The sequence below is a fragment of the Oerskovia sp. Root22 genome (genome assembly GCF_001429135.1).
GTDB lineage: Bacteria > Actinomycetota > Actinomycetes > Actinomycetales > Cellulomonadaceae > Oerskovia > Oerskovia enterophila.
This window is the reverse complement of sequence record NZ_LMIL01000007.1, coordinates 478122-504995: the sequence shown is the minus strand read 5'-3', so window position 1 is coordinate 504995 and position 26874 is coordinate 478122. Positions and strand designations below refer to the sequence as shown.

The window sequence follows — 26874 nt, the reverse complement described above, 5'->3', positions numbered from 1 at the left end:
GTCGGTGACGGCCCATGACAGCGGCCACCGGTCGCAAGGAGCGCCATGTCTCAGCCGCCGTACGGACAGCCGCAGCCTCCGGCCCCGGATGACCCGCAACAGCCCGGCCCCGCATTCCCCGGTCAGCCGGACCCTTCTGGGCAGGGCGCGTATCCCGGTCAGCCGGCCGCATACCCGGGCCAGCCAGCCGCGTACCCCGGCCAGCCCGGAACCTCCGGCGGCGAGCAGGCGGGCTACCCCGGCCAGCCGACTGGACCCGGCCAGTACGGACCGGGCCCCGGGTACGGTTCGCAGCCCCCGGCGCAGCAGGGGTCGTCGGGCCTGGCGATCACGGGCTTCGTGCTCGCGCTCCTCGGCCTCGTCCTGTGCCTCATCCCGGTCGTCAACATCTTTGGCGGGATACTCGCGTTCGCCGGACTGGTCCTCGGGATCGTCGGCCTCGTGAAGGCCTCGAAGGGTGCTCCGGGCAAGGGCCTGTCCATCGCTGCGATCATCATCGCGGTTGTGGCGGGCATCGGGGTGATCATCTCCAACGCGATCTTCATCTCCGCAGTCGACAGCGCCGTCAACGACGTGGCGACCGAGTCGGTCGAGGAGGTCGCCCCCGAGGCACCCGCCGACGAGGACGCCGCGGTCGACGAGGCCCCCGCCGACCCGGTTCCCGAGGAGGACGGAGCAGGTGCGCTGGGCAACGGCGACTGGTTGGTGGGCACGCAGATTGCGGCGGGGCAGTACCGGGCGAAGGTCGAGGAGAGCATCCTTCCGCTGGGGACCGCGTCGCAGAGCAACGGCGACGAGATCCTCGACATCCGCACCGCGAACGAGGGCTTCCTGATCTTCTCTGTCCAGGACGTGGCTGGCTCGGTTGTGAGCTTCTCGGGAGTCACCGACATCGAGCTGATCGACCCAGCAGCCCCTTCGGCGGCTCCGGTCGACTCGTTGGGCAACGGCGACTGGCTCGTCGGCACCGATATCCAGCCCGGGCAGTATCAGGGCACGGTCGACGTCACATCGATCATGCCTCTGGGGACCGCATCCCAGTACCAAGGAGCTGAGATCCTCGACATCCAGAACGCCGAGGAGGGCAACGTGATCTTCACGGTGCAGGACATCCCGCTCTCGGTCGTGAGTTTCTCGGGATTCTCCGCGATCGAGAAGATCGGCTGACCTACGTCTCGTCGGGCACCGGGTCAGGTCTGGCCTTGTCCGGATCCGGTGCACCGGGCACCTGCTGCCACGGCCACCGGCCCGTGATCTCGAGCTCGAGCGAGAAGCTGAGGAACGTCCTGATGAGGACGATCGCCGCGAGCACCCCGACGCTCTCGAGCGTCGGGGTGATGGCGACCGTCCGGATGATGTCGGCCGCGACCAGCAGCTCGAGCCCGAGCAGGATCGACCTGCCGAGGCGGCGCCGGAACAACCGGTAGACGTTGCCCTCATGGCGCCGGGTCATCGACAGGAACGTCGCGTACAGGGCGCCGACCACGATCGCGGCGACCCCTGCGGCGTCGACCACCTTGCCGACGACCTCGATCACCTCGGCGAACGTCATGAGCCGAGCCTAGGACGGAACGGCCCGGCGGGCCGGGCGAGAGCGTCGGGGGCGCTCCGGGGGGCACCGGGGCGCGTCCCGGTCGACCGCGTCAGGCGTGCAGCGGTGCGCGGAGCCCTGACCTCACGAGGGGGTCGGCAGCGTGAGGATCTCGACCCCCTCGTCGGTGATCGCGATCGTGTGCTCGCTGTGTGCGGTCCGGCAGCCCGTCGCACTGCGGAGCGTCCATCCGTCCGCATCGGTGACGAGCTCCGCGGTGTCCTCCATGACCCACGGTTCCAGCGCGAGCAGCAGGCCGGGGCGCAACCGGTACCCCCGGCCGGGACGTCCCGTGTTCGCGACGTGAGGGTCCTGGTGCATGGTCGACCCGATCCCGTGCCCACCGAACTCGGTGTTGATCGGGTACCCCGCCTCGCTGAGGACCGAGCCGATGGCGTGCGAGATGTCACCGACACGGGCCCCAGGTCGCGCGGCCGCGATGCCGGCGGCCAGGGCCCGTTCGGTCGCCCCGATGAGCGCGAGGCTCTCGGGAGGTTCCGAGCCCCCCACGACGAAGCTGAGGGCGGAGTCTGCAGCGACCCCGCCCAGCGACACGGCGAGGTCGAGCGTCAGCAGGTCGCCGTCGGCGAGCGTGTAGTCGTGCGGCATCCCGTGCAGCACGGCGTCGTTGACGGCCGTGCACACATAGTGGCCGAACGGTCCCCGCCCGAACGACGGGGCGTAGTCGACGTAGCAGGACTGTGCTCCCGCCTCGGTGATCATGGCCTGCGCCCACCGGTCGACGTCCAGGAGGTTCGTGCCGACGGTGCTGCGGGCCTTGAGGGTCTGCAGGACGTGGGCGACCAGGGCGCCCGTCTCGCGTGCCTGGGCGAGCTCGGTGGGGTTCAGGATCTCGATCATGGAGTGCCTTTCTCGTGTTTCCGATAACTATACCGGTCATATCATCCCGGTACTAGAATCGGCACCATGGTCAGGTTGCCCCTCACACCAGCCGAGGTCGAGCGCGGACAGCGTCTCGGCGCCCTCCTGCGTCGGGCCAGGGGGGATCGCTCGATGCTCGAGGTCGCGCTCGACGCCCGCGTCTCGCCCGAGACCCTCCGGAAGATCGAGACGGGCCGGGTCGCGACCCCTGCCTTCCCCACCGTCGCTGCGATCGCCGACGTCCTCGGCCTCTCGCTCGACGCCGTCTGGGCAGAGGTCACCCAGGCGGAACCTGGCGCTCAGGGGGCCGGAGCGCGCGAGGGTGCGCGCGAACGGTGGGCCTCCTAGGCGTCAGGCCGTACCTACTCGGACGCGTCGAGGAACGACTGGGCCAGGCGCTTCGGTGCCCGCGCCAGCCACGCGTCCTCGACGAGCTCCTCGAGCTCGGGGACCGCGACCAGGTCGAGGCGAGCCAGGACGATCGGGTAGCCCGCGAAGTGGGTCGTCGTGAAGAACGTGCCGGGCTCGTCGCCCACGAGGGCGAGCTTCTCGCCCTCGTGGGCGACGTAGAACGCGAGGGGGGCGGCGTCCGGCGCCAGGTCGCCCAGCTCGTCGAGGTCCCGACGGCGCAGCGGCCTCTCCCACACGAAGTTCCGGCCGTGCACGGCCCACTCGCGCGGCCGGTGCTCCTCGGTGTCGGGGAGGACCGACGCGACCCGACCGACGTCGTCCCAGGTGGCCATGCCTCCGACGCTACGCCTGCCGGGCCCGGATGTCAGAGCGTCGACCTCGCCGCGGCGTCGTCCTTCTCGGTGGCCCCGGGGGCGACGCTCTCGATGAGCACCACGAGCGTCTGGTTGATGCGCTCGAGCTGGCGCAGCACGACGTCCTCGCTGCGCGTCGTGGGCCCGGTCGGGTCGTAGTCGGCGCTGACGTCGAGGTTCTCCTCGACCTTGGTCGGGAGCCTGTCGGCGAGCGCGGCGCGGAGGGCGCCGATGTTGTGGCTCGTGGTGCGGCGCAGGTTCTCCCAGTCCTCGGACGTGAGGTCGCCCCCCGCCTCGATCATGCGTTCGACCGCGTGCGCGAGATGGCGGGTGTAGTAGGTCAGGGACCAGACGGCCGTGAGGCGCCCCTCGATGCCGTCGACCTCGAGCGAGCCCGACGTCCGACGCAGCGGCGCGGCCGTGGCGTTGACCTGCCGGACGTCCTTGTTGATGACCAGGAGCCGCTTGTCGATGGCCTTCCTCGAGATCTTGCTCCCGCCCTCGAGCCGCTCGAGGCCCGCGACGATCACGATCTCGATGTCCGTGACCAGCTTGGTGATGTCCTTGTTGAGCTTGGTGCGCGTGTGCGTCGGGAAGACGAACCACGCGACGAGCAGAGCGACCACGGCCCCGAAGAGCGTCTCCAGGATCCTGATCTCGAGCGCCTGCGTGGTGAGCCGTCCGAGGAACTCGTACAGGAGCGCGAAGATCATGGTGGTCCAGAAGTTCGACACCGCGGGTGAGACCGGCCGGTAGTACGTCGAGGCGAACACCGCGATGGCCAGCAGCGGCACGATGATCGCGGGGTCTGCTCCTGTCCAGATCGCGATGCCGAAGCCCACGGCTGCACCGACGACGGTGCCCGCGATGCGCTGGGCGCCCTTGACGAACGTCTCGCCGTCGGTGCCGCCCAGCACCTGGTACGCCGCGAGCGTCGCCCAGTACTGGTGGGTCGCAGACACGGCCTCGCCGACGCCGAGCGCCGCGCCCGTCGCCACGGCGACCTGTGCGGCCCGTCTCGTCATGGGCGACAGGGGCTTCTTCCCGTCCGTCGGTGGTGCGGACGTCGCCAGCTCGTCGAGGCCCGCGTCGTCGACCTGCGCGTCGTCGGGATCGACCGTGGTGAGCGGGGGTGCGTCGGGGTCGAGGCCCGCGGTCTCGGCCGTCCGGAGCACGTCGGCCGCGCGGTGGAGCTCGTTGGCGGCCTGGTAGAGCAGACGCGCTGCCTGGGGCCAGTCCGCCGGCGGGCGCTCGTCCTGCCAGGGTGCGAGGTGTGGCGTCGGGGCGGTCGGCGCGGATCCGTCGAGCGGCCGGGCCGCGATCTCCGCGAGGTGGGCCTGCAGCAGCTCGAGCCGTCCCGCGAGCCGGCCCCGGAGCTCGAGAGGGATCGCGGTACCCGTGACGTTGCGAGCCGCCGTCTTGAGGTTGACGGCGGCGAGCTCGGTGTCGAACACGTGCAGGCGCAGCTCGGCACTGCGGGCAGGGTCGAGGCCCGTCGCGCTCTCCTCGCCGGTCAGCTGGCCCGCGAGGAACGCGGCCCCACGGTGCAGCTCGCGCATGTCGAGGCTCACACGCTTGCGGATGTCGGGGTCCCAGCGTGCCCAGGACACCGCGTCGATGAGGGAGTCCATCGAGGCCACCAGGCGCTGACCGAAGCCTTCGATGCCGCCCTGCAGCACCTTGCGCGGGCGCTCGGGGAGGATCACGTAGTTCAGGAGGAATGCCCAGGCGATCGCGAGCGCGGCCGCGGTCACGTACAGGAGCACGTCGGAGAGGTGCAGGCGCAGGATGAGTGCGAAGTAGTACGCCACGAACGTGACCTGGCCCAGGGCGCCCCAGCGTGGCCCGAACCGGCCGAGCCACACCCCGAGCGTCGCGACGGACACCACGAGCACCGCGGTCCAGGCCGGCGAGTCGGAGACCAGCGCACCGAGCGCGACCACGAGGCTGATCGGCACGATCAGCAGGATGCTGGTGATCTTGCGCCCGCGCAGCGTCTTGTCGACCGAGATGCCGGTGCTGAGCATGGCCACGAACCCGCCGAACATCGCGGGTTGCATCCCGTCGCGCCCCGTGGCCTCGAACAGGAAGTACAAGGAGACGACGGCGGCGCTCGCCGCGAGCACGGAACGTCCGGCCGCGCGGAGGCGCGCGTAGCCGGGGTCGACGAGCGAGACGTGCTGGTCGACGAAGGTCTCCCAGCGCGAGAGCCGGCTGCGAGCGCCGCGGTCGCGGGGGCCGAGCGCCTCGACGACAGGGCCCGGGATGTCCTCCTCGAGGTTCTGGAGCGCCAGCGCGTCGTCGCTGTGCAGGATCGAGACCGGCTTGTCGGTGACGATGATCGGTTGGTAGTCCAGGTCCTGGCTGACCGCGAGCGTGATCTGCTGGGCTCGGTAGGCGAAGGGCAGCCACTCGGTGTAACGACGGTAGGAGTCGTCGAGGTCGGTGAGCGGCTCGATCGCCGCGAGCTCCGCCATGTCGCGCTCCAGGTCCACGAAACGGGTGACCCACTCGTCCCGACGGCCGCGGTGCCGCTTCTCCTGCGCGAGGCGCGCGAACTCCTCGGCGCTCACGATCTCCGGGACGTCGACGCTCGACCAGCGCAGCCTCTTCTGCAGATACTCCCCGAACTCCAGGAACTGGAACGAGAGGGGAATCAGGTCCGGTTCGGTCGACGCGGTGTGCCCGGTCGGCAGGCCCCAGCGGAGGGCGCCGAGGGTGCCGCCCAGCATCCGGATCGCGTACGGGAGAGCGAACTGGTCGCGCCCGCTCTGGAAGTAGTAGGCGGCGTGGTGGAGCCGGATCCCGTCCGTGTAGCTCGAGAACGTGCTCGCGATCCCGTCGAGGTGCCCGTCGAGGCCGGTGGGCTGCCCCTGCTGGAAGTACGGGGCGAGGCTCGCGACGGCCGAGCCGGCGCCCCGCTCGGCGCTGAAGAACTGTGCCGACAGGGCGCGCAGGTCGCGGATCACGTCGTAGACGCCGAGGAGGAAGGTCAGGATCAGCGAGACGAGGACGACGCCGGTGAGCGTCTCCGCGATGCTCAGGAAGCGCAGCACGTCCGTCTCGGCGGTCAGGGACGATCCGCCGACCGTCGAGAGCTGCGCGGCGCTGAAGTACATCGCGTTGAAGAAGTCGAGGCTCGCCCCGGTGCCCGACACCGAGAACGCCGTCTTGGTCATCTGGCCGTAGTAGATCAGCCCGAACCCGAGGATCACCCCGAACAGCCAGGCGATCACCGTGATCATGATCTGCAGCCCCGTGACCTGGCGCAGCGCGAGGGGGCGCCACCGCCTGGACATCCGGCGTGTGACGCGACGCAGCAGCCGCCACTGACCCGACGCGAGCGGCCCGGCGATGAATCCCGACTCGTCGTAGTTCAGCGCGGTCAGGAAGACGTCGAGCAGGACGAGACCAAGAATGACGATTCCGAGGACGAGCCACACGGTTTCCACGCGTTCAGGCTATACGGGGCGTTCCGTTCCGGCCCGACAGGAATGTCCGGGTGCCTCGGCATGATCGTTTCGGGTGAATTGTGATGACGATCTGTTGCGACTACGTCGCATCTAGGTCGGGATTCACGGGCGATAAAACTCCTGCTCAGAGCCCTTTCTCTCCTCGGGTTGCAGTCCCGTGCGCCCCGCGTAGGGTCGAAGACATCAGACGCGAAGACCGATGGCTTCCGGCTGCCGGTCGCACCCCGAAAGGTCGTGCAGGCAATGAATCTCACCCCACGAGAAATCGACAAGCTGTATGTGTACCAAGTGGCAGATCTCGCGCGGAAGCGTCGTGAGCGTGGTACCAAGCTGAACCTCAGCGAGGCGCAGGCGTTGATCTCGGAAGCAATTCTCGAGGCCGCACGGGACGGAAAGTCCGTGGCCGAGTGCATGGAGCTCGGCAAGAAGGTCGTCTCCGAGAAGGACTGCATGCCGGGCGTTCGCGAGAGGCTCTCCCTTCTCCAGGTCGAGGCGACGTTCGTCGACGGCAGCAAGCTCGTCTCGTGTCACGACCCCGTGGCGGCCTGACATATGTCGGCAGGGGCACACGACGAAGCGCGGCTCGTCGTCGTCGGGGGGCACGAGAGCGATGACGGGGCTGACCTCGGATTCCTCCGGGACGCACTGCCCGGTGTGGTCGTCTCGCCGGCGGGGCGCGTACTGCACAACACGGTGAGTGCACTGCTCACCTCCGGTGACGCACCGGTTGCGGTACTGCCCATGACGTTCGGCAGGAACCCGACGATGGTCGCGGACGTGGCCAAGACCCTCAAGTGGCTGAGCGCGGGGGACGGTGCGGGCCGAGTGGTCCTGTGCGACGACTTCGGGACGATCGACCACCTGATCGCGTGGCTCCGCAAGGCCGCTACCGAGACGGCCAAGCGCCGACCCGGCGCGGCCCTCGTGATCACGGCCCGGGCGTCGAACCCGTTCGACGATGCGGAGCTGTACCGCGTGGCGCACCTGGTGCGGACGCACGGGGCGGGACTCGAGGTCGAGGTCGCATGCGTCGAGGAGGACGGCGACGTCGCGGACGCGGTGCGTCGTGCCCGGCTGCTGGGCTCGGAGGAGTCCGTCGTGGTCCCGGCCGGATTCGCCAGGACCAGCTCCGCACCGTGGGGGATCGGCGAGCTCGCGAGCGCCAGGTTCTACGGTCCGCTGATGTCGGAGCAGGCGATCCTCCAGGTCGTCCGGCAGCGGCTCGCTGCCGCCGGGCACAGCCTGAGCCACGGGCACGACGGCATCGAGACAGGGCTGCTCGCCGACCACGGTCACGGGTACGCGCACTCCCACGCGTTCGAGGAGAGCCAGGGCGGTCATGCCCATCCGCATCCCCATCCCCACCCGCACCCGCACCCGCACGGCGGAGGGGAGCCCGCGCACGCCCCGGCTAACACCGCGCACGGGCACGACAGCAAGCATCACGAGGCACCTGCAGCCCACGGCGCCTCCAACGACGAGGTACTCACCCATCGTCACTGAGCGGTCGTCGAGACCGTCTGGTCACTGCGTCGAAGGCAGCGCCGCGACGCGAACAGCAGCAAGTGGAGGGAAGAACGATGCTAGGTAGCCCCAAGTACCACCACACCGACGAAGACATCGAGATCAACGCGGGCCGGGAGACGGTGACGCTCAAGGTCAGCAACACCGGTGACCGCGCGGTGCAGATCGGTTCGCACTTCCACTTCTTCGAGGTGAACCGTGCCCTGCTCTTCGAGCGGGAGAAGGCGTACGGGAAGCACCTCGACATCCCCGCCGGCACCGGCGTGCGCATCGAGCCAGGCGACACCCGAGAGGTCACGCTGACGGCCTATTCCGGTTCCCGTCACCTCGTCGGCTTCAACAACCTGGTCGACGGCGGGCTCGACTCGGGTCAGACCCGGATCGACTCGCTCGCGCGGATGACCGAGGGACAGTTCAAGGACGGCAAGCCGGCAGCGCGGACCACCGGAGCTGCGAAGAAGGGGAAGAAGTAATGGCCATCATCTCCCGCAAGCAGTACACGGACCTGTTCGGTCCGACCACCGGTGACAAGGTGCACCTCGCCGACTCGAACCTCGTGATCGAGATCGAGAAGGACTACAACGAGGGTCACTACGGCGACGAGGTCGTCTACGGCGGTGGGAAGAGCGCCCGTGACGGCATGGCCGCCGACCCGCAGGCCACCAGTGCTCAGGGTGCGCTCGACCTGGTCATCACCAACGCCATCATCCTCGACCCCGTCCTCGGCGTGATCAAGGGCGACATCGGCGTCAAGGACGGCAAGATCGCCGGTATCGGCAAGTCGGGCAACCCTCATCTGCAGAGCGGCGTCGACCCGCGGCTGGTGGTCGGCGCCACGACCGAGGTCCTTGCCGGTGAGCACTGCATCGCGACCGCCGGGGCGATCGACTCCCACGTGCACTACATCTCGCCGCAGCAGGCGCAGGCCGCGCTCTCGAACGGCATCACGACGCTGTTCGGTGGCGGCACGGGGCCGACCGACGCGACGAACGGCGTCACCACGACCCCCGGCGCATGGCACCTGCACCGCATGATCCAGGCCGCGGAGGAGATGCCCGTCAACATGGGCTTCCACGGCAAGGGGAACGGGTCGCTGCCTGCCGCGCTCGTGGAGCAGATCGAGGCCGGAGCCTCGTCGCTCAAGGTGCACGAGGACTGGGGGGCCACCCCGGCGGTGATCCGGAACGCGCTGACGGTGGCCGACGAGTTCGACGTCCAGGTCTCGATCCACACCGACAGCCTCAACGAGGCGGGCTTCGTCGAGGACACGATCTCGGCGATCGACGGCCGCACGATCCACACGTACCACACCGAGGGGGCGGGCGGTGGGCACGCGCCGGACATCATGAAGGCCGCGGGCTTCCCGAACGTGCTGCCGTCCTCGACCAACCCGACGCTGCCGTACACCGTGAACTCGGTCGACGAGCTCCTCGACATGGTCATGGTGTGCCACCACCTGTCGCACGACATCCCGGAGGACGTCGCGTTCGCCGACTCGCGTGTCCGTGCCGAGACGATCTCGGCCGAGACCGTGCTCCACGACGAGGGTGTCCTGTCGATGTTCTCGTCCGACTCCCAGGCCATGGGGCGTATCGGTGAGTCGGTGACGCGTGCCTTCCAGACCGCCCACCACAACAAGGCGGTGCGCGGCCCGCTGCCCGAGGAGACCGGGGACAACGACAACTTCCGTGTCCTGCGCTACCTGGCGAAGGTGACGATCAACCCGGCGATCACGCAGGGCGTCTCCGACTACGTCGGCTCGCTCGAGCCCGGCAAGATGGCCGACATCGTGCTGTGGCCCGTGGACTCGTTCGCCGCGAAGCCCAAGGTCGTCGTCAAGGGCGGTCTCATCAACTGGGCCCTCATGGGCGACCCGAACGCGTCGCTGCCCACGCCCCAGCCCGTGTACTACCGGCCGATGTTCGGCGCGTTCGGGCAGGCACTGCAGAAGACCCGCATCACGTTCATGTCCCAGGCCGCGATCGACAAGGGCGTCCCGGAGCAGCTCGGCCTGAAGAGCCAGGTCCTGCCCGTGCGCCGCTGCCGGGGGATCGGCAAGGAGCACATGGTCCGCAACGACGTCGCACCCGTGATCGAGGTCGACCCGGAGACGTACAAGGTGACGTTCGACGGGAAGCCCGCGCACATCGAGCCGGCCGAGTCCCTGCCCATGACCCAGCTCTTCTTCCTCGCCTGAGGATGGTCATGATCGAGACGGCCCGGACGAGGACCGACGTGAGTGCCCTCCTCGTCAGCCTCCAGCTGTCGGACTCGGCCTTCCCGAGCGGCTTCTACACGATGTCGCACGGGTTGGAAGGGTTCAGCCAGGCGCGCCTGGTCGACCGCGGAGACGTCGAGGGGCTGCTCACGGGTCTGTTGCTCCACTCCGTGGGCCCGGGCGACGCGACAGCGCTCGCCCGGGCCCACGAGGCGGCGATGGACGCCGACTGGGACCGGGTCCAGGAGGTGGACCAGATGCTCTTCGCCTCGAAGCTCAACGCCGAGATGCGCAAGGCCTCGGTCCGCAGCGGGCACCAGCTCACCGACATCGCCCGTGAGGCGATCGGGGGGCCGGAGCTCGAGGAGTGGGGGCGACGGATCACGGCCAAGGAGACGCCGGGATGTCAGCCCGTCGCGACCGCGGTCGCGTACGCCGGCACCCGCGTGAGCACCGAGCAGGCGGTGGCGTCGGACATGTTCGCGTTCGCGGTGAGCTTCGTGGGTGCGGCCCTGCGCCTGCGTCTCACGGACCACCGGCACGCACAGGTGGTCCTGCACGCCGTCGGGCCGGTCATCGAGGCCGCGACGGCCGATGCGGTGACGCGAGACCTGACGGACATGGGTGGGTGCGTGCCTCTCGCCGACGTGATGTCGGCACAGCACGAGCGTGCCGAGGCGCGGTTGTTCGCCAGCTGAGCGGTGCCCGCGAGGAACCGTGGACAGGGCGTCGGACGAGACGTAGACAAGAGATACAGGCAGACGAGAAAGACGAGGCAGTCGAATGAGCGAGAACGTCCTGAGGATCGGCATCGGCGGACCGGTGGGTTCGGGCAAGACCGCTCTCACGGAGGCGCTGGTGCCCAAGCTGTTCGCGGCCGGGCGTCAGCCGGCCGTCATCACCAACGACATCTACACGCAGGAGGATGCGCAGCACGTGCGACGCGAGCTCGCGGGGATCCTCGACCCCGAGCGGGTCGTGGGCGTCGAGACGGGGGCGTGCCCGCACACCGCGGTGCGCGACGACCCGACCATGAACCTCGCGGCGGGCGCGGAGATGCTCGAGAAGTTCCCCGAGGTCGACACGCTGATCTACGAGTCGGGGGGCGACAACCTGACGCTCACCTTCTCGCCCTCGCTCGCGGACGTGTTCATCTTCGTGCTGGACACCTCGGAGGGCGAGAAGATGCCCCGCAAGAGGGGTCCGGGTATCACGGAGTCGGACATCCTGGTGATCAACAAGATCGACATCGCGCAGTACGTGCGGACCGACCTCGGGGTCATGGAGTCGGACGCGCGACGGGTCCGCGACGGCAAGCCCGTCGTGCTCACCAACTCGTTGACGGGGCAGGGGCTCGACGAGCTGTACGAGCAGATCTTCACGCTGTGGAACGGCCGACGAAGCGCGCTCGTCGGATGAGTGCGGAGCTCGTGACCGACGTGCCGGAAGCGGCACCCCTGCACGCGGTGCCCGGCGAGCCGACCGGCTCGCCGGGACCCGCGGGCCCCCGAGGGGACTCGTGGGCGAGCGCGGACGCCTACGGCGGCTATCGCCTCCAGCCCCCGCACTACGAGCCGGACCGTGTCCCGCGGGAGGTCCTGCAGCACGGCAGCACCCTGGACACGCTGGCGACGGGCAGTCCGGGCAAGGTGGGGCTCCTCGAGATCGAGTTCGGCAAGAACGAACGCGGCACCGAGGTGGTCCACCACTACCAGAAGTCGCCGCTCCAGATCATGCGTCCGCTGTACTACGACCCGCTGCGCCCCGACATGCCGTACACGTACCTCATGTCGACGGGCGGGGGCATCCTCCAGGGTGACCGGCTCCGGACGGACCTCACGTTCGGTCCGGGGACGTCCGCGCACGTCACGACGTCGGCGCACACCAAGGTGTACCGGATGGAGCACGACTACGCGGTCGCCCAGACCAACATCGAGGTCGGTGCGGGCGCGTACGCCGAGTACCTGCCCGATCCCGTGATCCCGTTCGCCGACTCGCGGCTCTACCAGCGGACGCGGGTCACGCTCGACGAGTCGGCCACGCTCGTGGCAGGGGAGACGGTCTTCGCGGGCCGACTGGCACGGGACGAGCGGCACCGGTACACGGTCTTCGCCTCGGACTTCGAGGTCCGGCGACCGGACGGGAAGATCGTCGCGCTCGACCGCGTGCGGCTCACGCCCGAGGACGGGCAGACCGGTGGCCTCGCGGTGCTCGGCGACAGGGACGTGCTGTCGATGCTCTACGTCCTCACGCCCCTGGCCCCCGCGGCCCAGCTCGCCGACCTGCTGCACTCGGTGCTCGCCGAACGGTTCGAGGAGGACCTGTTCCTCGGCGTGAGCGCCCTGCCGGGGGACACGGGCGTCTGGGTGCGGATCGTCGGGGACGACACCGAGGCGGTGGCCCACGCGAACACCGCGGCCTGGCAGGCGGTGCGCCTGCTCCTCACGGGGGTCGAGGCTCCGCTGATCCGGAAGAGTTGAGGTCCCATGAACGCCAAGGCCTCGTCCCTCCTGACCCAGGACGCCCCCGCCCCACCGACCGCTCGACCCGACACCCGACCAGCAAGGAGATGACATGTCAGCGACGAACGCAGCGACAGCACCTTCGAACGCGGCGGCGGTGACTGCCGGTTCCCTGGCCCACGGCCTGTCGCAGATCTTCTTCCAGAAGAACGTCTGGACAGGTCTGCTGATCCTCGCGGCCTTCGTGGTCGCGGACTGGCGCATGGCCCTGCTGGTCGTCGTCGGGACGGTCGCCTCGACGGCCGCGGGCTACCTGATGAAGGTCGGCGCGGACAACGTCGAGATGGGCCTGCAGGGCTTCTGCGGCGCGCTGGTCGGTGCCGCGGTGTTCGCGGCGATGGGCGGCGACCAGGCGTGGTCGTACGTGGTCGCGCTCATCGGTGGTCTGCTGTGCGCCCCGGTGACGTGGTTCTTCGTATGGCTGTTCGGCACCGAGCCGCTCAAGCGGTTCGCGCTGCCTGCCACCACGGCCCCGTTCTGCACGGTCGCCGGGATCATGTACGTCACCACCACGAGCCTGCACGTCTCCTCGGCCGGCACGCACGTGGCCGACGACACCACGACGGCCTTCTTCCGCTCGTTGCTGACCAACGTGTCGGAGGTCGTGCTGGTCAACAGCCTGTGGGGCGGCGCGCTGATCCTGCTGGGACTGTTCGTCGCCTCGTGGAAGGTGGGCCTCGCGGCCGTCATGGGCAGCGTCGTCGGGAGCCTGTGCGCCCTGGCGTTCGGCGAGAACCTGCAGAACACGGCCAACGGGCTCGAGGGCTACTCGGGCGTCCTGACGGCGATCGCGCTCGCGGTGGTCTTCCTGCGCAGCACGACCGCGTCCTGGGTCTACGCGCTGATCGGCACGGTCGCGACGGCCGCGGTCACGCTCCTGATGCACGACCTCACGAGCGGCCCGGTCTACACGTGGCCCTACATCCTCACCACGTGGGTGTTCCTGATCATCGCGGCGTTCGTCCCGGCGCTCAAGCGGTCCTGAGCGGCGTTCCCACGGCACGCACGGCCCGACGGCGACGAACCGGCTCCTCAGAGCGAGGCGCCCCAGCGGTAGCCCACGTAGGCGAGCGCGACGCACACCACGAGGATGCCGATCGAGTAGGCGAACGCCGTCCCGTAGCGCTTCTGCTTGATGAGCTGGACGGCCTCGTAGCTCGCGGTGCTGAACGTCGTGTACCCGCCCAGGAAGCCCGTGCCGATCACGGCGCTGACGTCGGTCGAGGCGATCTTGCTCACGACCAGGCCGGTCAGGACGCCCAGGACGAGCGAGCCCGACATGTTGATGATCGCGGTGGGCCAGGGGAAGGCCGTCTTGACCTTCGAGCGGATCAGCCCGTCGACCACGAAGCGCGTCCCGGCTCCCAGGCCACCGGCGATCGCGAGGAGGAGGAAGATGCCGAGGGTCATCGCTTCGTCCCCTCGTCGGTCGTCTGCTTCTGGGCGTTGACCTTGGTCGCCACGACGATCCCGGTGAAGGTCGCGACCGCACCGATCAGCACGGTCGCGAGGACGTAGATCAGGGCGAGGTCGACGCGCGACTTGTCGAGCAGGACCGCGGTGTCGGTGGCCAGCGAGCTGTACGTCGTGAAGCCGCCGCAGAAGCCGGTACCGAGGAGCAGCTTGAGCCGGGGGCCACGAGGATCGCCCGGCAGGCGGCGGGCCACGGCCTCGTAGAGGTAGCCCAGCAGGAACGCTCCGACGATGTTGACGATCGGGATCGCGATGGGCAGCTGGTCGATGTCGGGGACCGCGAGCGAGACGCCCTCGCGCCCCGCGGCGCCGAACGCTCCTCCGATCATGACGAGACCGATCGAGGCCCAGCGCAGGTAGCTGGGCCTCGTCGCGGCGGCCATCAGCGCGTCACCCAGGGCAGCGGCGACTCGACCCCGGGGGGTCGGGCCGGGACGACCACCACGGGCCGGTTCTGCCGGTGCGCGAGGTGGACCGCGATCGAGCGGTTGAAGAACTCCTGGACGCCCCCGCCGAACCCGCGCTCGTGCGTGCCCACGACGATCATCGCCGCGTCGACCGTCTCGGCGAGGTGGGCCAGCGCATCGGCGGTGTCCCCGACCAGGAGCCTCGTGCTCCAGCGCACACCGCTCGGGTCGAGCACCGCGGCGAGACGGGCCGCGAGCGCAGGGTCGAACGCGTCCTCGCGCTCGTCGTGGTAGTCCGGGTCGATCGGGGCCGACGTCACCGCCCCGGCCGAGTCCTCCGACACCGCGAAGCGACCGGCGTTCACGTGCGCGCAGATCAGCTCGGTGCCGAACTGCGTCGCGAAGCGCGCCGCGTCGTGGAGGATGTGGTCGGGTTGCCCGGGGGCAACGCCGAGGACGACTGGTTGCGGGTCGAGCCCCGTGTTCTCTCCCATGCTTCGAGGGTAGGTCGGAACGGGGTGGGGTGCCCGGTGACCCTGGCCCGTCGCCCCGTCCTCGCGGGGCTCAGAACGGCGCCACCTTGCGGGCCGGAGGGAAGATCGCGTCGAGGGCCGCGAGGTCGTCGGCCGACGGGACCCAGGCGCCGGCCGCGGCGTTCTGGGCAACCTGCTCGGGCCGGGTCGCTCCCGCGATCACGCTCGACACCTGCGGCTGGGCCAGCAGCCACCCGAACGCGACCTCGACCTCGGTCACGCCGCGCTCGCGCGCGAACGCGTGGAGCGCCTTCAGCGCCTGCCAGGGCGCGGACTCGAGGAGGTGCGGCTTGCTGTGGACCAGGCGGCCGTCGTCGGGCCCGGTGCCGTCCGCGTACTTGCCCGTCAGCAGGCCGTTCGCGAGCGGGAAGAACGGCAGCACGCCCAGCCCGTACGCCTTCGCTGCGGGCAGGACCTCGAGCTCGGCCTCGCGGTCGATCAGGTTGTACTGGTTCTGCGCCGACACGAAGCGGACGGTGCCCGCCAGGCGCGCCTGGTACTCGGCGTCGGCGATCTGCCACCCCGCACGGTTCGAGTGCCCCACGTAGCGGACCTTGCCCGCGCGGACCAGGTCGTCGAGCGCGGACAGCGTCTCCTCGACGGGCGTGCGCTTGTCCGGCGTGTGGAACTGGTAGAGGTCGATCCAGTCGGTCCCGAGGCGCCGCAGCGACGCCTCGACGGCCTTGACGACGTACCGGCGCGAGCCGCGTGCCCGGAAGTCCTCGCCGTTCGCGCCGTGCATGGGCATGCCGAACTTGGTCGCGACCACCACGTCGTCGCGGCGGCTGCCCAGCGCCTTGCCGAGCAGCTCCTCGCTCAGGCCGGGGCGGGCGCCGTAGACGTCCGCGACGTCGAAGAACGTGATGCCGGCGTCGAGCGCGGCGTCGATCAGGGCCGTCGAGCCCTCGAGGGTCTCGGTCGCGGTGCGCGGGCGGCCCAGGTTGTTGCAGCCCAGGCCGATCGCGGAGACCGCGAGGCCGGACGAGCCGAGGCGACGGACCTCGGGGCGGACAGGGGCGGTGGGTGAAGACGTCGTCATGCGCCCGACTGTACGTCGCCTCGCGGGGTGGGCGGCGCCGTCGGGCCGTCGTCCCGGCTGGTGGGATCCGGTGCCGGTGCCGCGGGGATCGACGCCGCACGCCCGGCCACCCAGCCCACGAACCGTTCGAGCGGACCGCGCCCCAGCGCCCAGCGCCACACCGTCGCGAAGACCAGGCTCGCAACGACGAGCAGCGCGAGCTCGCCGTTGCCGGTCGCGCTCATGAGCTGGTCCTCCCACGCCCAGATCGCGAGGACCTGCAGGCAGTACACCGTCAGTGCCATGGACCCCACGGCCGCGAGCGGGGCCAGGACGCGCAGCACCGCACGGCTCGATCCCAGCAGGAGGCACAGGCCCAGGACCGCGAGCGCGAACCCGCCCGATCCCAGGACCTCCAAGGTCGTGTTCGTGTGCGGCCCCGCGAGCCACAGGTACTCGGGCGTCGGCAGGGGAGCGGACCACGGCAGCGGCTCGGGCTGGTAGACGCCCGACGCGTCCGCGGCCTGCTGCTCGATCAGTGCCGTCGGGCCGCTCCCCGCGAGCACCGCCGTCAGCCAGCTGCCCGTGACGAGCGCCGACGCCATGTAGGCGACGAACGACGTCACGAGGCCGCCCCCGAGCAACGACACCTGCAGACGGCGCGAGGCCAGGTCGAGCCGCCCGACCGCGAGCCCCGCGAGCACGAACGCCATCCACACGAGGGCCGGGTACGTGCCCGTCAGGAGGAAGTCCGTCAGAGCGCCCGAGCCGTCCATCGGCAGCCAGAGCTCGGCCCGCAGCATGATCTCGGGCCACCAGTACGCGACCGGTGGCCCCAGGACCGCCACGACCAGCGCGAGACCCGCCAGCCGCGGCGGCGACCACCGCAGGAACGGCAGCGCCAGGACGAAGTACGCCGCGTAGAAGCCCAGGATCAGCGCGACCGGGGTGCCGAGCACGTCGAGCAGGCCCGCCAGTGCGAGGAGCAGGACGGCCCGCACCAGGATGCGCGTGCGCGCCTGGAGCGCCGGGACCCCCGTCAGCGGGGTGCGACGCCCCGAGACCAGCGCGAGCGAGACGCCCGCGATCACCGCGAACAGGATCGAGGACCGTCCGTGCACCAGGGAGAGCCAGCCCTCCCCGGTCGAGAAGTCGTCCGACGTGACGCCCACGTGCGCCGCGAACATCCCGAGGATCGCGAGCCCGCGCGCCAGGTCCACCCCGGGGACGCGGTCTCCCGCGGGCAGGAGAAGGTCGGCGTGCCGCCGCCAGAACCCGCCCGACGGCGTCGCGAGGCTCGGGAGGGACAGGTCGGCCGCGGGGGTGGTCACGGGAGAATCCTGCCCCCCGGAGCCGGCTCGCACGTGCAGGACGCACCGGCCGCGGGGGCGCCCGACCGGGCCTCGCGACGACGCGCGACCCGCACCCCGACCCTCCACCGCCCATGATGTGAGAACGGGGCTGTGGGAACCGTGGAAGCGTTCTACCGTGCAAGCATGACCCACACCCCCACGCCGGACCAGGACGTCACCGTCGACGCCTCGCCCGACACCCACGCACCCGATGCCCCCACCGGGGCCCTGGGCAGCACTCCCAGCATGGAGTCCGAGTCGTACACCCACGGCCACCACGAGTCCGTCCTGCGTTCGCACCGGTGGCGCACCGCGGAGAACTCCGCCGGGTTCCTCCTGCCGCACCTGCGCCCCGACCACTCGATCCTCGACGTCGGCTGCGGTCCCGCGACCGTGACCGTCGACCTCGCGCGGCACGTGCCCGGAGGCACCGTGATCGGTGTCGACGCTTCGGCCGCGGTGCTCGACAGCGCCCGTGAGCTCGCCGCCGGCTCAGGACTGAGCAACGTCTCGTTCCAGCAGGCCAACGCCTACGAGCTGCCGTTCGCGGACGACACGTTCGACGTCGTGTTCGCCCACCAGCTCCTCCAGCACCTCTCCGACCCGCTCGCCGCGCTGCGCGAGATGAAGCGCGTCGCCAAGCCGGGCGGCCTCGTCGCCGTGCGCGACGCCGACTACGCCGCCATGACCTGGTACCCCGAGTCCGCGGGCCTCACCGAGTGGAACGAGCTCTACCACGAGGTCACGCACGCCTACGGCTACCAGGCCGACGCAGGCCGTCGCCTCCTCGCCTGGGTCCAGGAGGCCGGGTTCGACCCGGCCGGGATCGTGCCGTCGGCCGGCGTCTGGTGCTACTCGACCCCCACCGACCGCGCCTGGTGGGGCGGCCTGTGGGCCGAGCGCTGCATCGCCTCCAACTTCGCCGTCCAGGCCAAGGAGTCGGCGCTCGCGGACGACGTCGCCCTCGAGCAGCTCGCGCAGGAGTGGCTGCGCTGGGCAGAGGAGCCCGCCGGATGGTTCGCCGTCCTCAACGGCGAGGTGCTCGCCCGGGCCTAGCGCCGCCGTCGGGCCTCGCCGCTGCGACGGACACGCTGACGAACCGCAGGCGCGACGCGCCGCACGCGCCACCACGACCACCACGAGAAGGCCGCGGATCCCCGCCCAGGGGACCGCGGCCTTCTCGTCGGTAGGCTGGGCTCGTGCGCATCGCCAGATTCACCACCGGAGAAGACCCCCGCTACGCCCTCGTGCAGGAGGAGGCGGGCAAGACCTATCTCGCCGTCCTCAACGGCGACCCCCTCTACATGCCCGTCCTGCCGACGGGCGAACGGATCGAGCTCGGGGACGGCGTCCGCCTCCTCGCGCCCGTGATCCCGCGCTCCAAGGTGGTCGCGGTCGGCCGGAACTACGCGGCCCACGCCGCGGAGATGGGCAACGACGTCCCGACGTCGCCGCTCATCTTCTTCAAGCCCAACACCTCGGTCGTGGGTCCGGACGACCCCATCGTGCTGCCCGACTTCTCCGAGGAGGTCAGCTACGAGGCCGAGCTCGCGGTCGTGATCGGCCGCATGGCCAAGGACGTGAGCCCCGAGCACGCCGCGTCGTACATCCTGGGCTACACGATCGCGAACGACGTGACCGCACGCGACGCCCAGCGCACCGACGGTCAGTGGGCCCGCGCCAAGGGCTTCGACTCGGCCTGCCCGCTCGGCCCGTGGATCGACACCGACCTCGACATCGACGACGTCGCGGTGCGCTCGCGCGTCAACGGCGAGATCCGCCAGGACGGCCGCACGCGCGACATGATCTTCGACATCCCCTACCTGGTGTCGTACATCTCCGAGGCGTTCACGCTGCTCCCGGGCGACGTCATCCTCACGGGCACGCCCGCGGGCGTGGGCCGCATCGAGGCGGGCGACCGCGTCGAGTGCGAGGTCGAGGGCCTGGGCGTGCTGGCGAACCCGGTGGTCCGCCGCAACTGACGTCCTACCTGACCGTCGTGGGGGCGGAGGGCCGCCGTTCCTCGCGGGACGGCGGCCCTCTCTCGGCCGACGACGGGCGTCGGCCCGGTCGAGCGCCCCGGGTCAGGCGGCCCGTGCCGCCTCGAGCAGCCGGTCCTCGCACCAGCGCTGCGCGCCCTCGAACGTCGTGAGCTCCTGGTCGACCCCGGGCAGCAACCCGCGCTCGAACGGGTCGACCACCACGACGTGCACGCCCTGCCCCTGCAGGCGTGCGACGAGCCCGCGCAGGAGCTGGGCCCCGAGCGTCACGACGCGCGAGGTGCGGTGCAGGTCGAGGATCAGCCATCGTTCGCCGCTCGGCAGGGGCGAGGGGAGCTCGTCGACCGAGCGCAGGATGGTCTCGGCGGCCGCGAACTCGACCGTGCCCTGGACGGCCCGCACCGAGATCGCCGAGCCCAGGTCGCGGAGCCGGCGGAGCTGGGAGGGCGTGCGGTGCGCGAGCTGGCGCAGCCGGTCGGCGCGCGTGCTCCGGTAGAGCGTCGGCACGTCGCGGTCGGGGCGGTGCATGAGGTGCAGGTCGAACTGCCGCGAGATCTCCTGCGCGGCCGCGACCGAGCGCACGCTGTTGCCACGCGCGTCGAGCGGCGGGCTGAACAGGCCCAGGCCGAACTGCCCCACGCCCACCGACACGAGCCCGCCCGAGACCCCGCTCTTGGCCGGCAGTCCCGCCCGCAGCAGCCACTCGCCCGCGTAGTCGTACATGCCGCTCGTGGCCATGACGGCCAGGACCCACTCGGTCACGACCTCGTCGACCACGCGCTCGCCCGTGACCGGGTTGACGCCCCCGTTCGCGAGCGTCGCCGACATCACCGCGAGATCGCGGGCCGTGACCAGGACCGAGCACTGGCGGAAGTAGGTGTCGAGCGTGGCCTCGACGCCCGCGGTGAGCGAGCCGGCGCTGTGCATGAGGTAGGCGATCGCGCGGTTGCGGTCTCCCGTCTCGGACTCGCTCACGTAGACGCGCCCGTCGACGTCGAGCGGGCGCCCCGCGAACGCGCCGAGCAGGTCGAGGATGCGTGCGAAGCGCTCCTCCTCGGAGTCCCCGCGGACCAGGGACGTCGTGACGATCGCGCCCGCGTTGACCATGGGGTTGGGCGGGCGCCCCGTGGCGGGGTCCAGGCGGATCGAGTTGAACCCCTCGCCGCTCGGCTCGGCACCCACGTGCTCGAGGACCTCGGCGAGCCCCCGGTCCATGAGGGCCAGCGCGAACACGAACGGCTTGGACAGCGACTGGATGGTGAAGGGGGTGTCGGCGTCGCCCGCGGTGTAGATGCTGCCCGTGACTCCTGCGAGGGCCACGCCGAACAGCGAGCGGTCGGCCGTGGCGAGCTCGGGGATGTACGTCGCGACCGTGCCCTCGTCGAGGTCGCGGAACGCCTCGTGGACCGCGGCGAGCGCGTCGGCGATGAGCTCGCTCGCACCGGTGCGGCCCGGGTCGGGCGTGGACTGCGAGGAGGAGGACATGTACGCGATTGTGCCCGCGGGGCGTGCTCGGTGCCCGGTGGGGCGACGGCCGCACCGGGCACCGGGACGGTCGTGTCAGTCGAGCGGCCAGGGGTGGAGCGTCGCCCCGACCACGTTCCACGCATTGATCGCGGCGACGGCCCAGACGAGCTCGGCGAGCTCGGCCGGGCCGAAGTGCTCGGCAGCCTCCTCGACGACCTCGGCGGGCACCGGACCCTCGGCGCACCGGGTGGCCGCCTCGGTCAGCGCGAGCGCCGCGCGCTCGCGAGCCGTGAAGAAAGGTGTCTCCCGCCAGACGGACAGGCTCAGGACCCTGCGGAGGTCCTCGCCCGCGGCGATCGCGTCGGCGCTGTGCGTGTCGACGCAGTAGGCGCAGCCGTTGATCTGCGAAGCGCGTGCCGAGACCAGGTCGAGCAGCGCGGGCTCGATCGAGGACTTCCGGGTCGCGGCGGCGAACGACGCCATCGCGCGGCTCATGAGCGGAGCGAGCTCGTCGACGGCGAGGCGGGAGGGGACAGGAACGGTCTGGAGCGTGGTCTCAGTGGTCATGCGTCCGACGGTACGGAGCACACGGACCAGCGGTAAGGTCCGTTTGCATGAATGATCAGTGGTCCACTTCCGGAGCGGACCTGCACCTCGAGATGGGCGGCGGCACCGGGAAGAGGTCCGGTCTCGAGGGCGCGCTGCGTGACGCGATCCGTGCAGGACGGCTCGCCCCCGGCTCCCGACTGCCCTCGACCCGGGCTCTGGCGCACGACCTGGGCTGTGCTCGCGGGACCGTCACTGCGGCGTACGACCAGCTCGTCGCCGAGGGGTACCTCGAGGCCAGGGCAGGGTCGGGGACCCGCGTCGCCGCACTCGATGCCACGCGGGTCTCGTCGGCAAGCGGTGCCCCCCAGGGGCCTCCCGAGCGACGGGTGCCGGACCTGCGTCCGGTGCGCATGCTCCGCCTCGTACCGGGCAGCCCCGATGCCACGACGTTCCCCGGCGCCGCGTGGTCCAGGTCCACCCGGGCCGCGCTCGCCACGGCATCGACCGAGGCGTTCGGGGTCGGGGACCCACGGGGTCGGCCCGAGCTGCGGACGGCACTCGCCGAGTACCTCGCACGCACCCGCGGTGTCGTGGCGGACCCCCGACGCATCGTGGTCACCACCGGGTACGCCCAGTCGCTCGCGCTGGTCGCCCAGGTGCTCCACGATGCCGACGTCCGCCACGTCGCGATGGAGGACCCGGGCCTCGGGTTCCACCGTGAGATCGTCCGCCGGGCCAGCCTGGAGGTCCGGGCGCTCCCGGTCGACGGGGACGGGGCGCGAGCCGATCTGCTCGCAGGTGCGGGGTTCGACGAGGTGGGCGCCGTCGTCGTGACCCCCGCCCACCAGTACCCGACGGGGTCGACGCTGGCGCCCGCCCGGCGGCGCGCTCTCCTCGACTGGGCGCGCTTGACCGGAGGCCTCGTGATCGAGGACGACTACGACGGCGAGTTCCGCTACGACCGGCAGCCGGTCGGGGCGGTCCAGGGGATCGGCCCGGACGAGGTCGTGTACGCGGGGAGCGTCTCCAAGACGATCGGACCGGCTGTCCGCCTCGGGTGGATGGTCGTTCCCGAGCGGTGGCTCGACGCCGTCGTGGACGCGAAGACCCACGCCGACTACCGGACGGGGAGCGCCGACCAGCTCGCCCTGGCCCACCTGATCGAGTCCCACGGCTACGACCGCCACGTCCGGGCGGTCCGGGGGCGGTACCGCCGACGCAGGGACCTGCTGGTCGGTCGACTGGCGGGACTGGTCGGGAGAGGCGCCGTCGAGGTCTCCGGGATCTCTGCGGGGCTGCACGCGCTCATCGGGCTCCCGGGCGCGGTGGACGAGGCCGCGGTGGTCCAGCGTGCGGCCGACCTCGGCCTGGAGGTCACGGGCCTCGCCGAGCACCGGCACGTGCCGGGCCAGGGCGTGCCAGGGCTCGTCGTCGGGTACGGAACGCCCACCGAGCCTGAGGTCCCACGGGCGCTCGACCTGCTCGTCCGGGCGCTCGGCGGCCCGTGACGGGCCGTGCACGCCCTCGCGGCCACCTGGCGGCGATAGGCTGTGGGACGTGATCCCTGCACCTGGTTCCTCGCCCGTCCGCGTCCGCTTCTGCCCGTCGCCCACCGGTACGCCGCACGTCGGCCTCATCCGCACGGCGCTGTTCAACTGGGCGTACGCCCGGCACGTGGGCGGGACGTTCGTCTTCCGCATCGAGGACACCGACGCCGCGCGCGACTCCGAGGAGAGCTACCAGCAGCTCCTCGAGGCGCTGCGCTGGCTCGGCATGGACTGGGACGAGGGCGTCGAGGTCGGCGGCCCGCACGAGCCCTACCGCCAGTCGCAGCGCGGTGACATCTACCAGGACGTCATCCGCCGACTCGTCGAGGGCGGCTACGCGTACGAGTCCTTCTCGACGCCCGAGGAGATCGAGGCCCGCAACGCCGCGGCTGGTCGCCCCAAGGCCATGGGCTACGACGGGTTCGACCGCACGCTGACCGACGAGCAGAAGGCGGCGTTCCGCGCCGAGGGCCGCGAGCCCGTGCTGCGCATGCGCATGCCGGACACGGACGTGGCGTTCACGGACCTGGTGCGCGGCGAGATCTCGTTCGGTGCGGGCTCGGTCCCGGACTACGTGATCGTGCGCGGCAACGGCCAGCCCCTGTACACGCTGGTCAACCCGGTCGACGACGCTCTGATGGGCATCACGCACGTGCTGCGTGGCGAGGACCTGCTGTCCTCGACGCCGCGCCAGGTCGTGCTGTACCGCGCGCTGCTCGAGCTGGGCGTCGCGCACGTCATGCCCCAGTTCGGCCACCTGCCGTACGTCATGGGCGAGGGCAACAAGAAGCTCTCCAAGCGCGACCCCGAGTCGAACCTGTTCCTGCACAAGGAGCGCGGCTTCACGCCCGAGGGGCTGCTCAACTACCTCGCGCTGCTGGGCTGGAGCATCTCCGCGGACAACGACATCTTCACGGTCGAGGAGATGGTCGCGGCGTTCGACGTCGCCGACGTCAACCCGAACCCGGCCCGCTTCGACCTGAAGAAGGCCGAGGCCATCAACGCGACGCACCTGCGCATGCTGGCCCCCGAGGACTTCCGCGACCGCCTGGTCCCGTACCTGCACCAGGGCGGGTTCGTCCCGGCCGACTCGTTCGCGGACCTCTCGGCCGAGCACCAGGCGCTCGTCACGGCGGGCGCACCGCTCGTGCAGGAGCGCATGGTCCTGCTCGGCGAGGCCAAGGGCATGCTCGGCTTCCTGTTCGTGGCCGACGACGCGGTGCCCGTCGAGGACGAGGCGCGCGCCGCGCTGCGCGAGGAGGCGCCGGCCGTGCTCGACGCCGCGATCCGCGTGCTCGACGCCCTGGACGACTTCTCGACGGACCCGATCCAGGAGGCGCTCAAGGCCGTCCTGGTCGAGGAGATGGGCATCAAGCCCCGCTTCGCGTTCACGCCGCTGCGCGTGGCCGTGACGGGTCGCCGCGTGTCGCCGCCGCTGTTCGAGTCGATGGAGATCCTCGGCAAGGAGTCCACCCTGGCGCGTCTGCGGGCGCTGCGCGCGTCGCTGTGACCGCGTCCGAGCCGTCGCCCGGCGCAGTGCTGCCCTCGCTCCCCGACGGTGTCGCTCCCCTCGCGGGGGACGTGGCGCCCGGCGGTGCTGTCGACGGTGTGGACGGTGTCCTGTTCGACGTCGACGACACGCTCGTCGACACCCGCGGCGCGTTCGCGCTCGCGATCGACGCAGTGTGTGCGGTGCACCTGCCCCACCTGCCGGTCGAGCGGTACGGCGAGGTCCTCGCGCTCTGGCGGAGCGACCCGCACGGCTGGTACCGCGCGTACACGCGCGGCGAGCTGACGTTCGACGGGCAGCGCATGCTGCGTGCGAACGAGCTGCAGGAGACGTTCGGCGGTGCGGTCCTCGACGAGGACGGGTACGCGGCGTGGAAGACGGTCTTCTGGGGCATGTTCGAGGAGAGCTGGCGCGCGCACGACGACGCCGCACCGGTCCTCGGGCGGCTCGCCGCCGCAGGGGTCAAGGTCGGCGCGCTCTCCAACGCGTCGGTCGCGCTCCAGACGGACAAGCTGGCCCGGTCGGGGCTCTCGGACGTGCCCATGCTCGTGGGTGTCGACACCCTGGGCTTCGGCAAGCCGGACCCGCGGGTCTTCCTCGAGGCGTGCGCGCGCCTGGGCACGGACCCGGCGCGCACGCTCTACGTGGGCGACGAGCTCGACGTCGACGCGCGGGCCGCGGCCACCGCAGGTCTGACGGGCGTGTGGATCGACCGTCCCGGCACCCGGCGTGGTGGCCCGCACGAGGAGGACCCCGAGGCCGCGCGCGCGGCGGGGGTGCACGTCGTGGCGACGCTCGACGAGGTCGGCGACCTGGTGCTCGCGGGGCGCTGACCGTCGGACTTCTGCCTGTGCCGCCCGTCCTGCGGTGCGAGGTGCGACGTCTTGCCGGGCGCGAGGTAGAACGTCCTGCGCGAGGTAGTGCGCGGTGAGTTCTACCTCGCGCAGCACGTTCTACCTCGCCGTGGCTTGTGGCAGGTGACCTACCGCCCGGCCCTCGGGTGCGACGCCCCGGCGCTGCCAGCCGCTACCGCCGCGATCCGCCTGGCCGCCGCCGAGAGCTCGGTGCCGTCCTTCCAGACCATGCGCAGCCGCCGCGAGAGGTCGAGGCCGGGCACCCGGATCTCGACGAGCGTGCCGCGAGCCAGGTCGTCCGCGACCGTCAGCCGGGACAGCACCGCGACCGCGCCGCCGTACTGCACCGCGGTCTTGAGCGACGCGGTCGAGCCCAGGTAGGGCAGGTGGTCCGGGAGGCGGGCGCCGGCCGCCACGAGCGACTTCTCGAGCGTCTCGCGCGTTCCTGAGCCGCGCTCACGGACGACGAGCCCACCGCTCAACAGCTCCTCGACCGTCGCGGTGCGACGCCGGCGCACGGCCCACGGGTGCGGCGCCGCGACGACCACGACCAGCTCGTCGTGGGCCAGGGTCCGGCTGCGCAGCCCGCGACGCATGGTCGAGCTCTCGATGAAGCCGAGCTCGGCGTCGTCCGACAGGACGAGCTCCATGACTGTCCGGGAGTTGCGCACGAGCAGCTCGACGTCGGGAGACGACGGCCCGCGGGCTGTCCCCGACGCGCTGCCCTGCCCCGCCGGCAGACCCGCACCGGCCCCGGGCACCGGGGTGAGGCCGTCGAGCGCGAGCGTCGCGAGCCAGCGAGGGGCGAGGTACTCGGCGATCGTCAGGCTGGCCGCGAGCCGTATCCGGGCCGAGGGGGCCTCGCGCAGGGCCGCGGCCGCGGTCTCGAACCGGTCCGAGGCGTCGACGACCTCGCGGGCCCAGGTCGCGGTCGCGCGCCCGGTCTCGGTGAGGCGAGCGCCGCGCGTCGAGCGGGCGACGAGCTCGAGCCCCAGGTGCCTCTCGAGGCGCCGCATACCTGCCGAGGCGCTCGGCTGGGAGATGCCCAGCGCTCGCGCCGCGGCGCTGATCGAGCCATGGCTGTCGGTCGCGACGAGCAGCTCCAGGAGCCCGAGCGAGGTCCGGTCCCGACGTGGGGGAGGGGGGCTCGCAGGTGTCTGCGGGGTGCTCGCGGCCATAGGTTCATCCTA

At 71.2% G+C, this 26874-nt stretch carries 27 protein-coding genes; 15 read left to right on the top strand and 12 right to left on the bottom strand.

Translation table 11 applies throughout. The features are described 5' to 3' along the window. Window positions 1–45: 45 nt before the first annotated feature. Entirely contained in the window at window positions 46–1167 is a 1122-nt protein-coding gene (locus tag ASE15_RS07225) for a hypothetical protein (protein WP_157277168.1), read from the top strand. A 1-nt stretch (window position 1168) separates the two neighbouring features. On the opposite strand, the gene ASE15_RS07220 is transcribed toward ASE15_RS07225, so the two are convergent. Next, complete coding sequence (locus tag ASE15_RS07220) at window positions 1169–1552, bottom strand: DUF1622 domain-containing protein (RefSeq protein ID WP_056762443.1); 384 nt, start codon at window positions 1550–1552, stop codon at window positions 1169–1171. Window positions 1553–1675: 123 nt separating this feature from the next. After that, complete coding sequence (gene map / locus ASE15_RS07215) at window positions 1676–2452, bottom strand: type I methionyl aminopeptidase (RefSeq protein WP_056762441.1); 777 nt, start codon at window positions 2450–2452, stop codon at window positions 1676–1678. 66 nt (window positions 2453–2518) lie between these two features. On the opposite strand from map, the gene ASE15_RS07210 reads away from it, so the two are divergent. Further along, window positions 2519–2821 carry a helix-turn-helix transcriptional regulator gene (locus ASE15_RS07210; protein WP_056648233.1) on the top strand — a complete coding sequence of 101 codons (303 nt, stop codon included), beginning with the start codon at window positions 2519–2521 and terminating at the stop codon, window positions 2819–2821. A gap of 14 nt (window positions 2822–2835) precedes the next feature. Here ASE15_RS07210 and ASE15_RS07205 read toward each other — a convergent pair whose 3' ends face one another. Together ASE15_RS07205 and ASE15_RS07200 are read right to left on the bottom strand one after the other, a co-directional pair. Then, window positions 2836–3216, bottom strand: a complete 381-nt coding sequence (locus tag ASE15_RS07205; RefSeq protein WP_056648230.1) for an MmcQ/YjbR family DNA-binding protein — start codon at window positions 3214–3216, stop codon at window positions 2836–2838. A gap of 32 nt (window positions 3217–3248) precedes the next feature. After that, on the bottom strand, window positions 3249–6689 hold the full coding sequence (locus ASE15_RS07200; protein ID WP_157257443.1) for an FUSC family protein: 3441 nt from the start codon (window positions 6687–6689) through the stop codon (window positions 3249–3251). Window positions 6690–6953: 264 nt separating this feature from the next. Between ASE15_RS07200 and ASE15_RS07195 the strand changes: the two genes are divergently transcribed. The 8 genes from ASE15_RS07195 (at window position 6954) to ASE15_RS07160 (ending at window position 13959) form a co-directional block, all read left to right on the top strand. Beyond that, complete coding sequence (locus ASE15_RS07195) at window positions 6954–7259, top strand: urease subunit gamma (protein WP_056648226.1); 306 nt, start codon at window positions 6954–6956, stop codon at window positions 7257–7259. Between the two features lie 192 nt (window positions 7260–7451). Continuing rightward, window positions 7452–8213, top strand: a complete 762-nt coding sequence (locus ASE15_RS07190) for a sirohydrochlorin chelatase (protein WP_157257442.1) — start codon at window positions 7452–7454, stop codon at window positions 8211–8213. A 77-nt stretch (window positions 8214–8290) separates the two neighbouring features. Next, a complete protein-coding gene (locus ASE15_RS07185; RefSeq protein WP_056648221.1) occupies window positions 8291–8707 on the top strand; it encodes an urease subunit beta in 417 nt (138 codons plus the stop codon). Beyond that, window positions 8707–10431, top strand: a complete 1725-nt coding sequence (ureC, locus tag ASE15_RS07180; RefSeq protein WP_056648216.1) for an urease subunit alpha — start codon at window positions 8707–8709, stop codon at window positions 10429–10431. Before ASE15_RS07185 ends, ureC begins: the two co-directional genes overlap by 1 nt. Window positions 10432–10469: 38 nt before the next feature. Then, entirely contained in the window at window positions 10470–11150 is a 681-nt protein-coding gene (locus ASE15_RS07175) for an urease accessory protein UreF (protein ID WP_231907726.1), read from the top strand. 85 nt (window positions 11151–11235) lie between these two features. Continuing rightward, window positions 11236–11871: an urease accessory protein UreG gene (gene ureG / locus ASE15_RS07170; protein WP_056648213.1), complete on the top strand. Its 636-nt coding sequence runs from the start codon at window positions 11236–11238 to the stop codon at window positions 11869–11871. Beyond that, the gene (locus tag ASE15_RS07165) at window positions 11868–12932 is read left to right on the top strand and encodes an urease accessory protein UreD (protein WP_082608670.1); all 1065 of its coding nucleotides are present in this window, start codon (window positions 11868–11870) and stop codon (window positions 12930–12932) included. Before ureG ends, ASE15_RS07165 begins: the two co-directional genes overlap by 4 nt. A gap of 94 nt (window positions 12933–13026) precedes the next feature. After that, window positions 13027–13959: an urea transporter gene (locus ASE15_RS07160; RefSeq protein WP_056762439.1), complete on the top strand. Its 933-nt coding sequence runs from the start codon at window positions 13027–13029 to the stop codon at window positions 13957–13959. Window positions 13960–14006: 47 nt separating this feature from the next. Here ASE15_RS07160 and crcB read toward each other — a convergent pair whose 3' ends face one another. The 5 genes from crcB to ASE15_RS07135 all read right to left on the bottom strand — a co-directional run bounded on the left by crcB (window position 14007) and on the right by ASE15_RS07135 (window position 17736). Further along, a complete protein-coding gene (crcB, locus tag ASE15_RS07155) occupies window positions 14007–14384 on the bottom strand; it encodes a fluoride efflux transporter CrcB (RefSeq protein WP_056648207.1) in 378 nt (125 codons plus the stop codon). Further along, window positions 14381–14830: a CrcB family protein gene (locus ASE15_RS07150; protein WP_056762436.1), complete on the bottom strand. Its 450-nt coding sequence runs from the start codon at window positions 14828–14830 to the stop codon at window positions 14381–14383. The genes crcB and ASE15_RS07150 overlap by 4 nt, the downstream gene beginning before the upstream one ends. Beyond that, the gene (locus ASE15_RS07145; protein WP_056648199.1) at window positions 14830–15348 is read right to left on the bottom strand and encodes a universal stress protein; all 519 of its coding nucleotides are present in this window, start codon (window positions 15346–15348) and stop codon (window positions 14830–14832) included. The genes ASE15_RS07150 and ASE15_RS07145 overlap by 1 nt, the downstream gene beginning before the upstream one ends. A 70-nt stretch (window positions 15349–15418) precedes the next feature. Continuing rightward, window positions 15419–16426 (bottom strand): aldo/keto reductase, encoded by a 1008-nt coding sequence (locus tag ASE15_RS07140; protein ID WP_056762434.1) that lies wholly within the window; start codon window positions 16424–16426, stop codon window positions 15419–15421. Beyond that, window positions 16423–17736: a heparan-alpha-glucosaminide N-acetyltransferase domain-containing protein gene (locus tag ASE15_RS07135; protein WP_235534224.1), complete on the bottom strand. Its 1314-nt coding sequence runs from the start codon at window positions 17734–17736 to the stop codon at window positions 16423–16425. Before ASE15_RS07135 ends, ASE15_RS07140 begins: the two co-directional genes overlap by 4 nt. 267 nt (window positions 17737–18003) lie before the next feature. Here ASE15_RS07135 and ASE15_RS07130 point away from each other — a divergent pair, with 267 nt between their 5' ends. Next, on the top strand, window positions 18004–18813 hold the full coding sequence (locus ASE15_RS07130) for a class I SAM-dependent methyltransferase (RefSeq protein WP_056648269.1): 810 nt from the start codon (window positions 18004–18006) through the stop codon (window positions 18811–18813). A gap of 143 nt (window positions 18814–18956) precedes the next feature. Next, window positions 18957–19739 (top strand): fumarylacetoacetate hydrolase family protein, encoded by a 783-nt coding sequence (locus ASE15_RS07125; protein ID WP_056648194.1) that lies wholly within the window; start codon window positions 18957–18959, stop codon window positions 19737–19739. Between the two features lie 102 nt (window positions 19740–19841). On the opposite strand, the gene glsA is transcribed toward ASE15_RS07125, so the two are convergent. Next, the gene (gene glsA / locus ASE15_RS07120; RefSeq protein WP_056648191.1) at window positions 19842–21242 is read right to left on the bottom strand and encodes a glutaminase A; all 1401 of its coding nucleotides are present in this window, start codon (window positions 21240–21242) and stop codon (window positions 19842–19844) included. A gap of 75 nt (window positions 21243–21317) precedes the next feature. Further along, on the bottom strand, window positions 21318–21791 hold the full coding sequence (locus tag ASE15_RS07115; RefSeq protein WP_056762705.1) for a carboxymuconolactone decarboxylase family protein: 474 nt from the start codon (window positions 21789–21791) through the stop codon (window positions 21318–21320). Window positions 21792–21838: 47 nt separating this feature from the next. Here ASE15_RS07115 and ASE15_RS07110 point away from each other — a divergent pair, with 47 nt between their 5' ends. Genes ASE15_RS07110 through ASE15_RS07100 form a run of 3 tightly spaced genes read left to right on the top strand, consistent with a single transcriptional unit; the run spans window position 21839 to window position 25663 of the window. After that, entirely contained in the window at window positions 21839–23281 is a 1443-nt protein-coding gene (locus tag ASE15_RS07110; RefSeq protein ID WP_056762432.1) for a PLP-dependent aminotransferase family protein, read from the top strand. Window positions 23282–23330: 49 nt separating this feature from the next. Then, a complete protein-coding gene (gene gltX, locus ASE15_RS07105) occupies window positions 23331–24830 on the top strand; it encodes a glutamate--tRNA ligase (RefSeq protein ID WP_157277167.1) in 1500 nt (499 codons plus the stop codon). Beyond that, a complete protein-coding gene (locus tag ASE15_RS07100; protein WP_369800571.1) occupies window positions 24827–25663 on the top strand; it encodes an HAD family hydrolase in 837 nt (278 codons plus the stop codon). Before gltX ends, ASE15_RS07100 begins: the two co-directional genes overlap by 4 nt. A gap of 149 nt (window positions 25664–25812) precedes the next feature. Here the strand turns inward: ASE15_RS07100 and ASE15_RS07095 are convergent, their stop codons facing one another. Further along, window positions 25813–26862, bottom strand: coding sequence for a LysR family transcriptional regulator (locus tag ASE15_RS07095; protein WP_056762430.1), 1050 nt, complete (start codon window positions 26860–26862; stop codon window positions 25813–25815). Window positions 26863–26874: the final 12 nt, after the last annotated feature.

Coding starts and splice junctions, on each gene's coding strand:
- ureC (WP_056648216.1), top strand. CDS start 8,707: ATGGCCATCATCTCCCGCAAGCAGTACACGGACCTGTTCGGTCCGACC.
- ASE15_RS07150 (WP_056762436.1), bottom strand. CDS start 14,830: ATGGCCGCCGCGACGAGGCCCAGCTACCTGCGCTGGGCCTCGATCGGT.
- map (WP_056762441.1), bottom strand. CDS start 2,452: ATGATCGAGATCCTGAACCCCACCGAGCTCGCCCAGGCACGCGAGACG.
- ASE15_RS07130 (WP_056648269.1), top strand. CDS start 18,004: ATGGAGTCCGAGTCGTACACCCACGGCCACCACGAGTCCGTCCTGCGT.
- ASE15_RS07225 (WP_157277168.1), top strand. CDS start 46: ATGTCTCAGCCGCCGTACGGACAGCCGCAGCCTCCGGCCCCGGATGAC.
- ASE15_RS07095 (WP_056762430.1), bottom strand. CDS start 26,862: ATGGCCGCGAGCACCCCGCAGACACCTGCGAGCCCCCCTCCCCCACGT.
- ureG (WP_056648213.1), top strand. CDS start 11,236: ATGAGCGAGAACGTCCTGAGGATCGGCATCGGCGGACCGGTGGGTTCG.
- ASE15_RS07145 (WP_056648199.1), bottom strand. CDS start 15,348: ATGGGAGAGAACACGGGGCTCGACCCGCAACCAGTCGTCCTCGGCGTT.
- ASE15_RS07220 (WP_056762443.1), bottom strand. CDS start 1,552: ATGACGTTCGCCGAGGTGATCGAGGTCGTCGGCAAGGTGGTCGACGCC.
- ASE15_RS07165 (WP_082608670.1), top strand. CDS start 11,868: ATGAGTGCGGAGCTCGTGACCGACGTGCCGGAAGCGGCACCCCTGCAC.
- crcB (WP_056648207.1), bottom strand. CDS start 14,384: ATGACCCTCGGCATCTTCCTCCTCCTCGCGATCGCCGGTGGCCTGGGA.
- ASE15_RS07110 (WP_056762432.1), top strand. CDS start 21,839: ATGAATGATCAGTGGTCCACTTCCGGAGCGGACCTGCACCTCGAGATG.
- ASE15_RS07205 (WP_056648230.1), bottom strand. CDS start 3,216: ATGGCCACCTGGGACGACGTCGGTCGGGTCGCGTCGGTCCTCCCCGAC.
- ASE15_RS07160 (WP_056762439.1), top strand. CDS start 13,027: ATGTCAGCGACGAACGCAGCGACAGCACCTTCGAACGCGGCGGCGGTG.
- ASE15_RS07210 (WP_056648233.1), top strand. CDS start 2,519: ATGGTCAGGTTGCCCCTCACACCAGCCGAGGTCGAGCGCGGACAGCGT.
- glsA (WP_056648191.1), bottom strand. CDS start 21,242: ATGTCCTCCTCCTCGCAGTCCACGCCCGACCCGGGCCGCACCGGTGCG.
- ASE15_RS07190 (WP_157257442.1), top strand. CDS start 7,452: ATGACGTTCGGCAGGAACCCGACGATGGTCGCGGACGTGGCCAAGACC.
- ASE15_RS07140 (WP_056762434.1), bottom strand. CDS start 16,426: ATGACGACGTCTTCACCCACCGCCCCTGTCCGCCCCGAGGTCCGTCGC.
- ASE15_RS07115 (WP_056762705.1), bottom strand. CDS start 21,791: ATGACCACTGAGACCACGCTCCAGACCGTTCCTGTCCCCTCCCGCCTC.
- ASE15_RS07195 (WP_056648226.1), top strand. CDS start 6,954: ATGAATCTCACCCCACGAGAAATCGACAAGCTGTATGTGTACCAAGTG.
- ASE15_RS07185 (WP_056648221.1), top strand. CDS start 8,291: ATGCTAGGTAGCCCCAAGTACCACCACACCGACGAAGACATCGAGATC.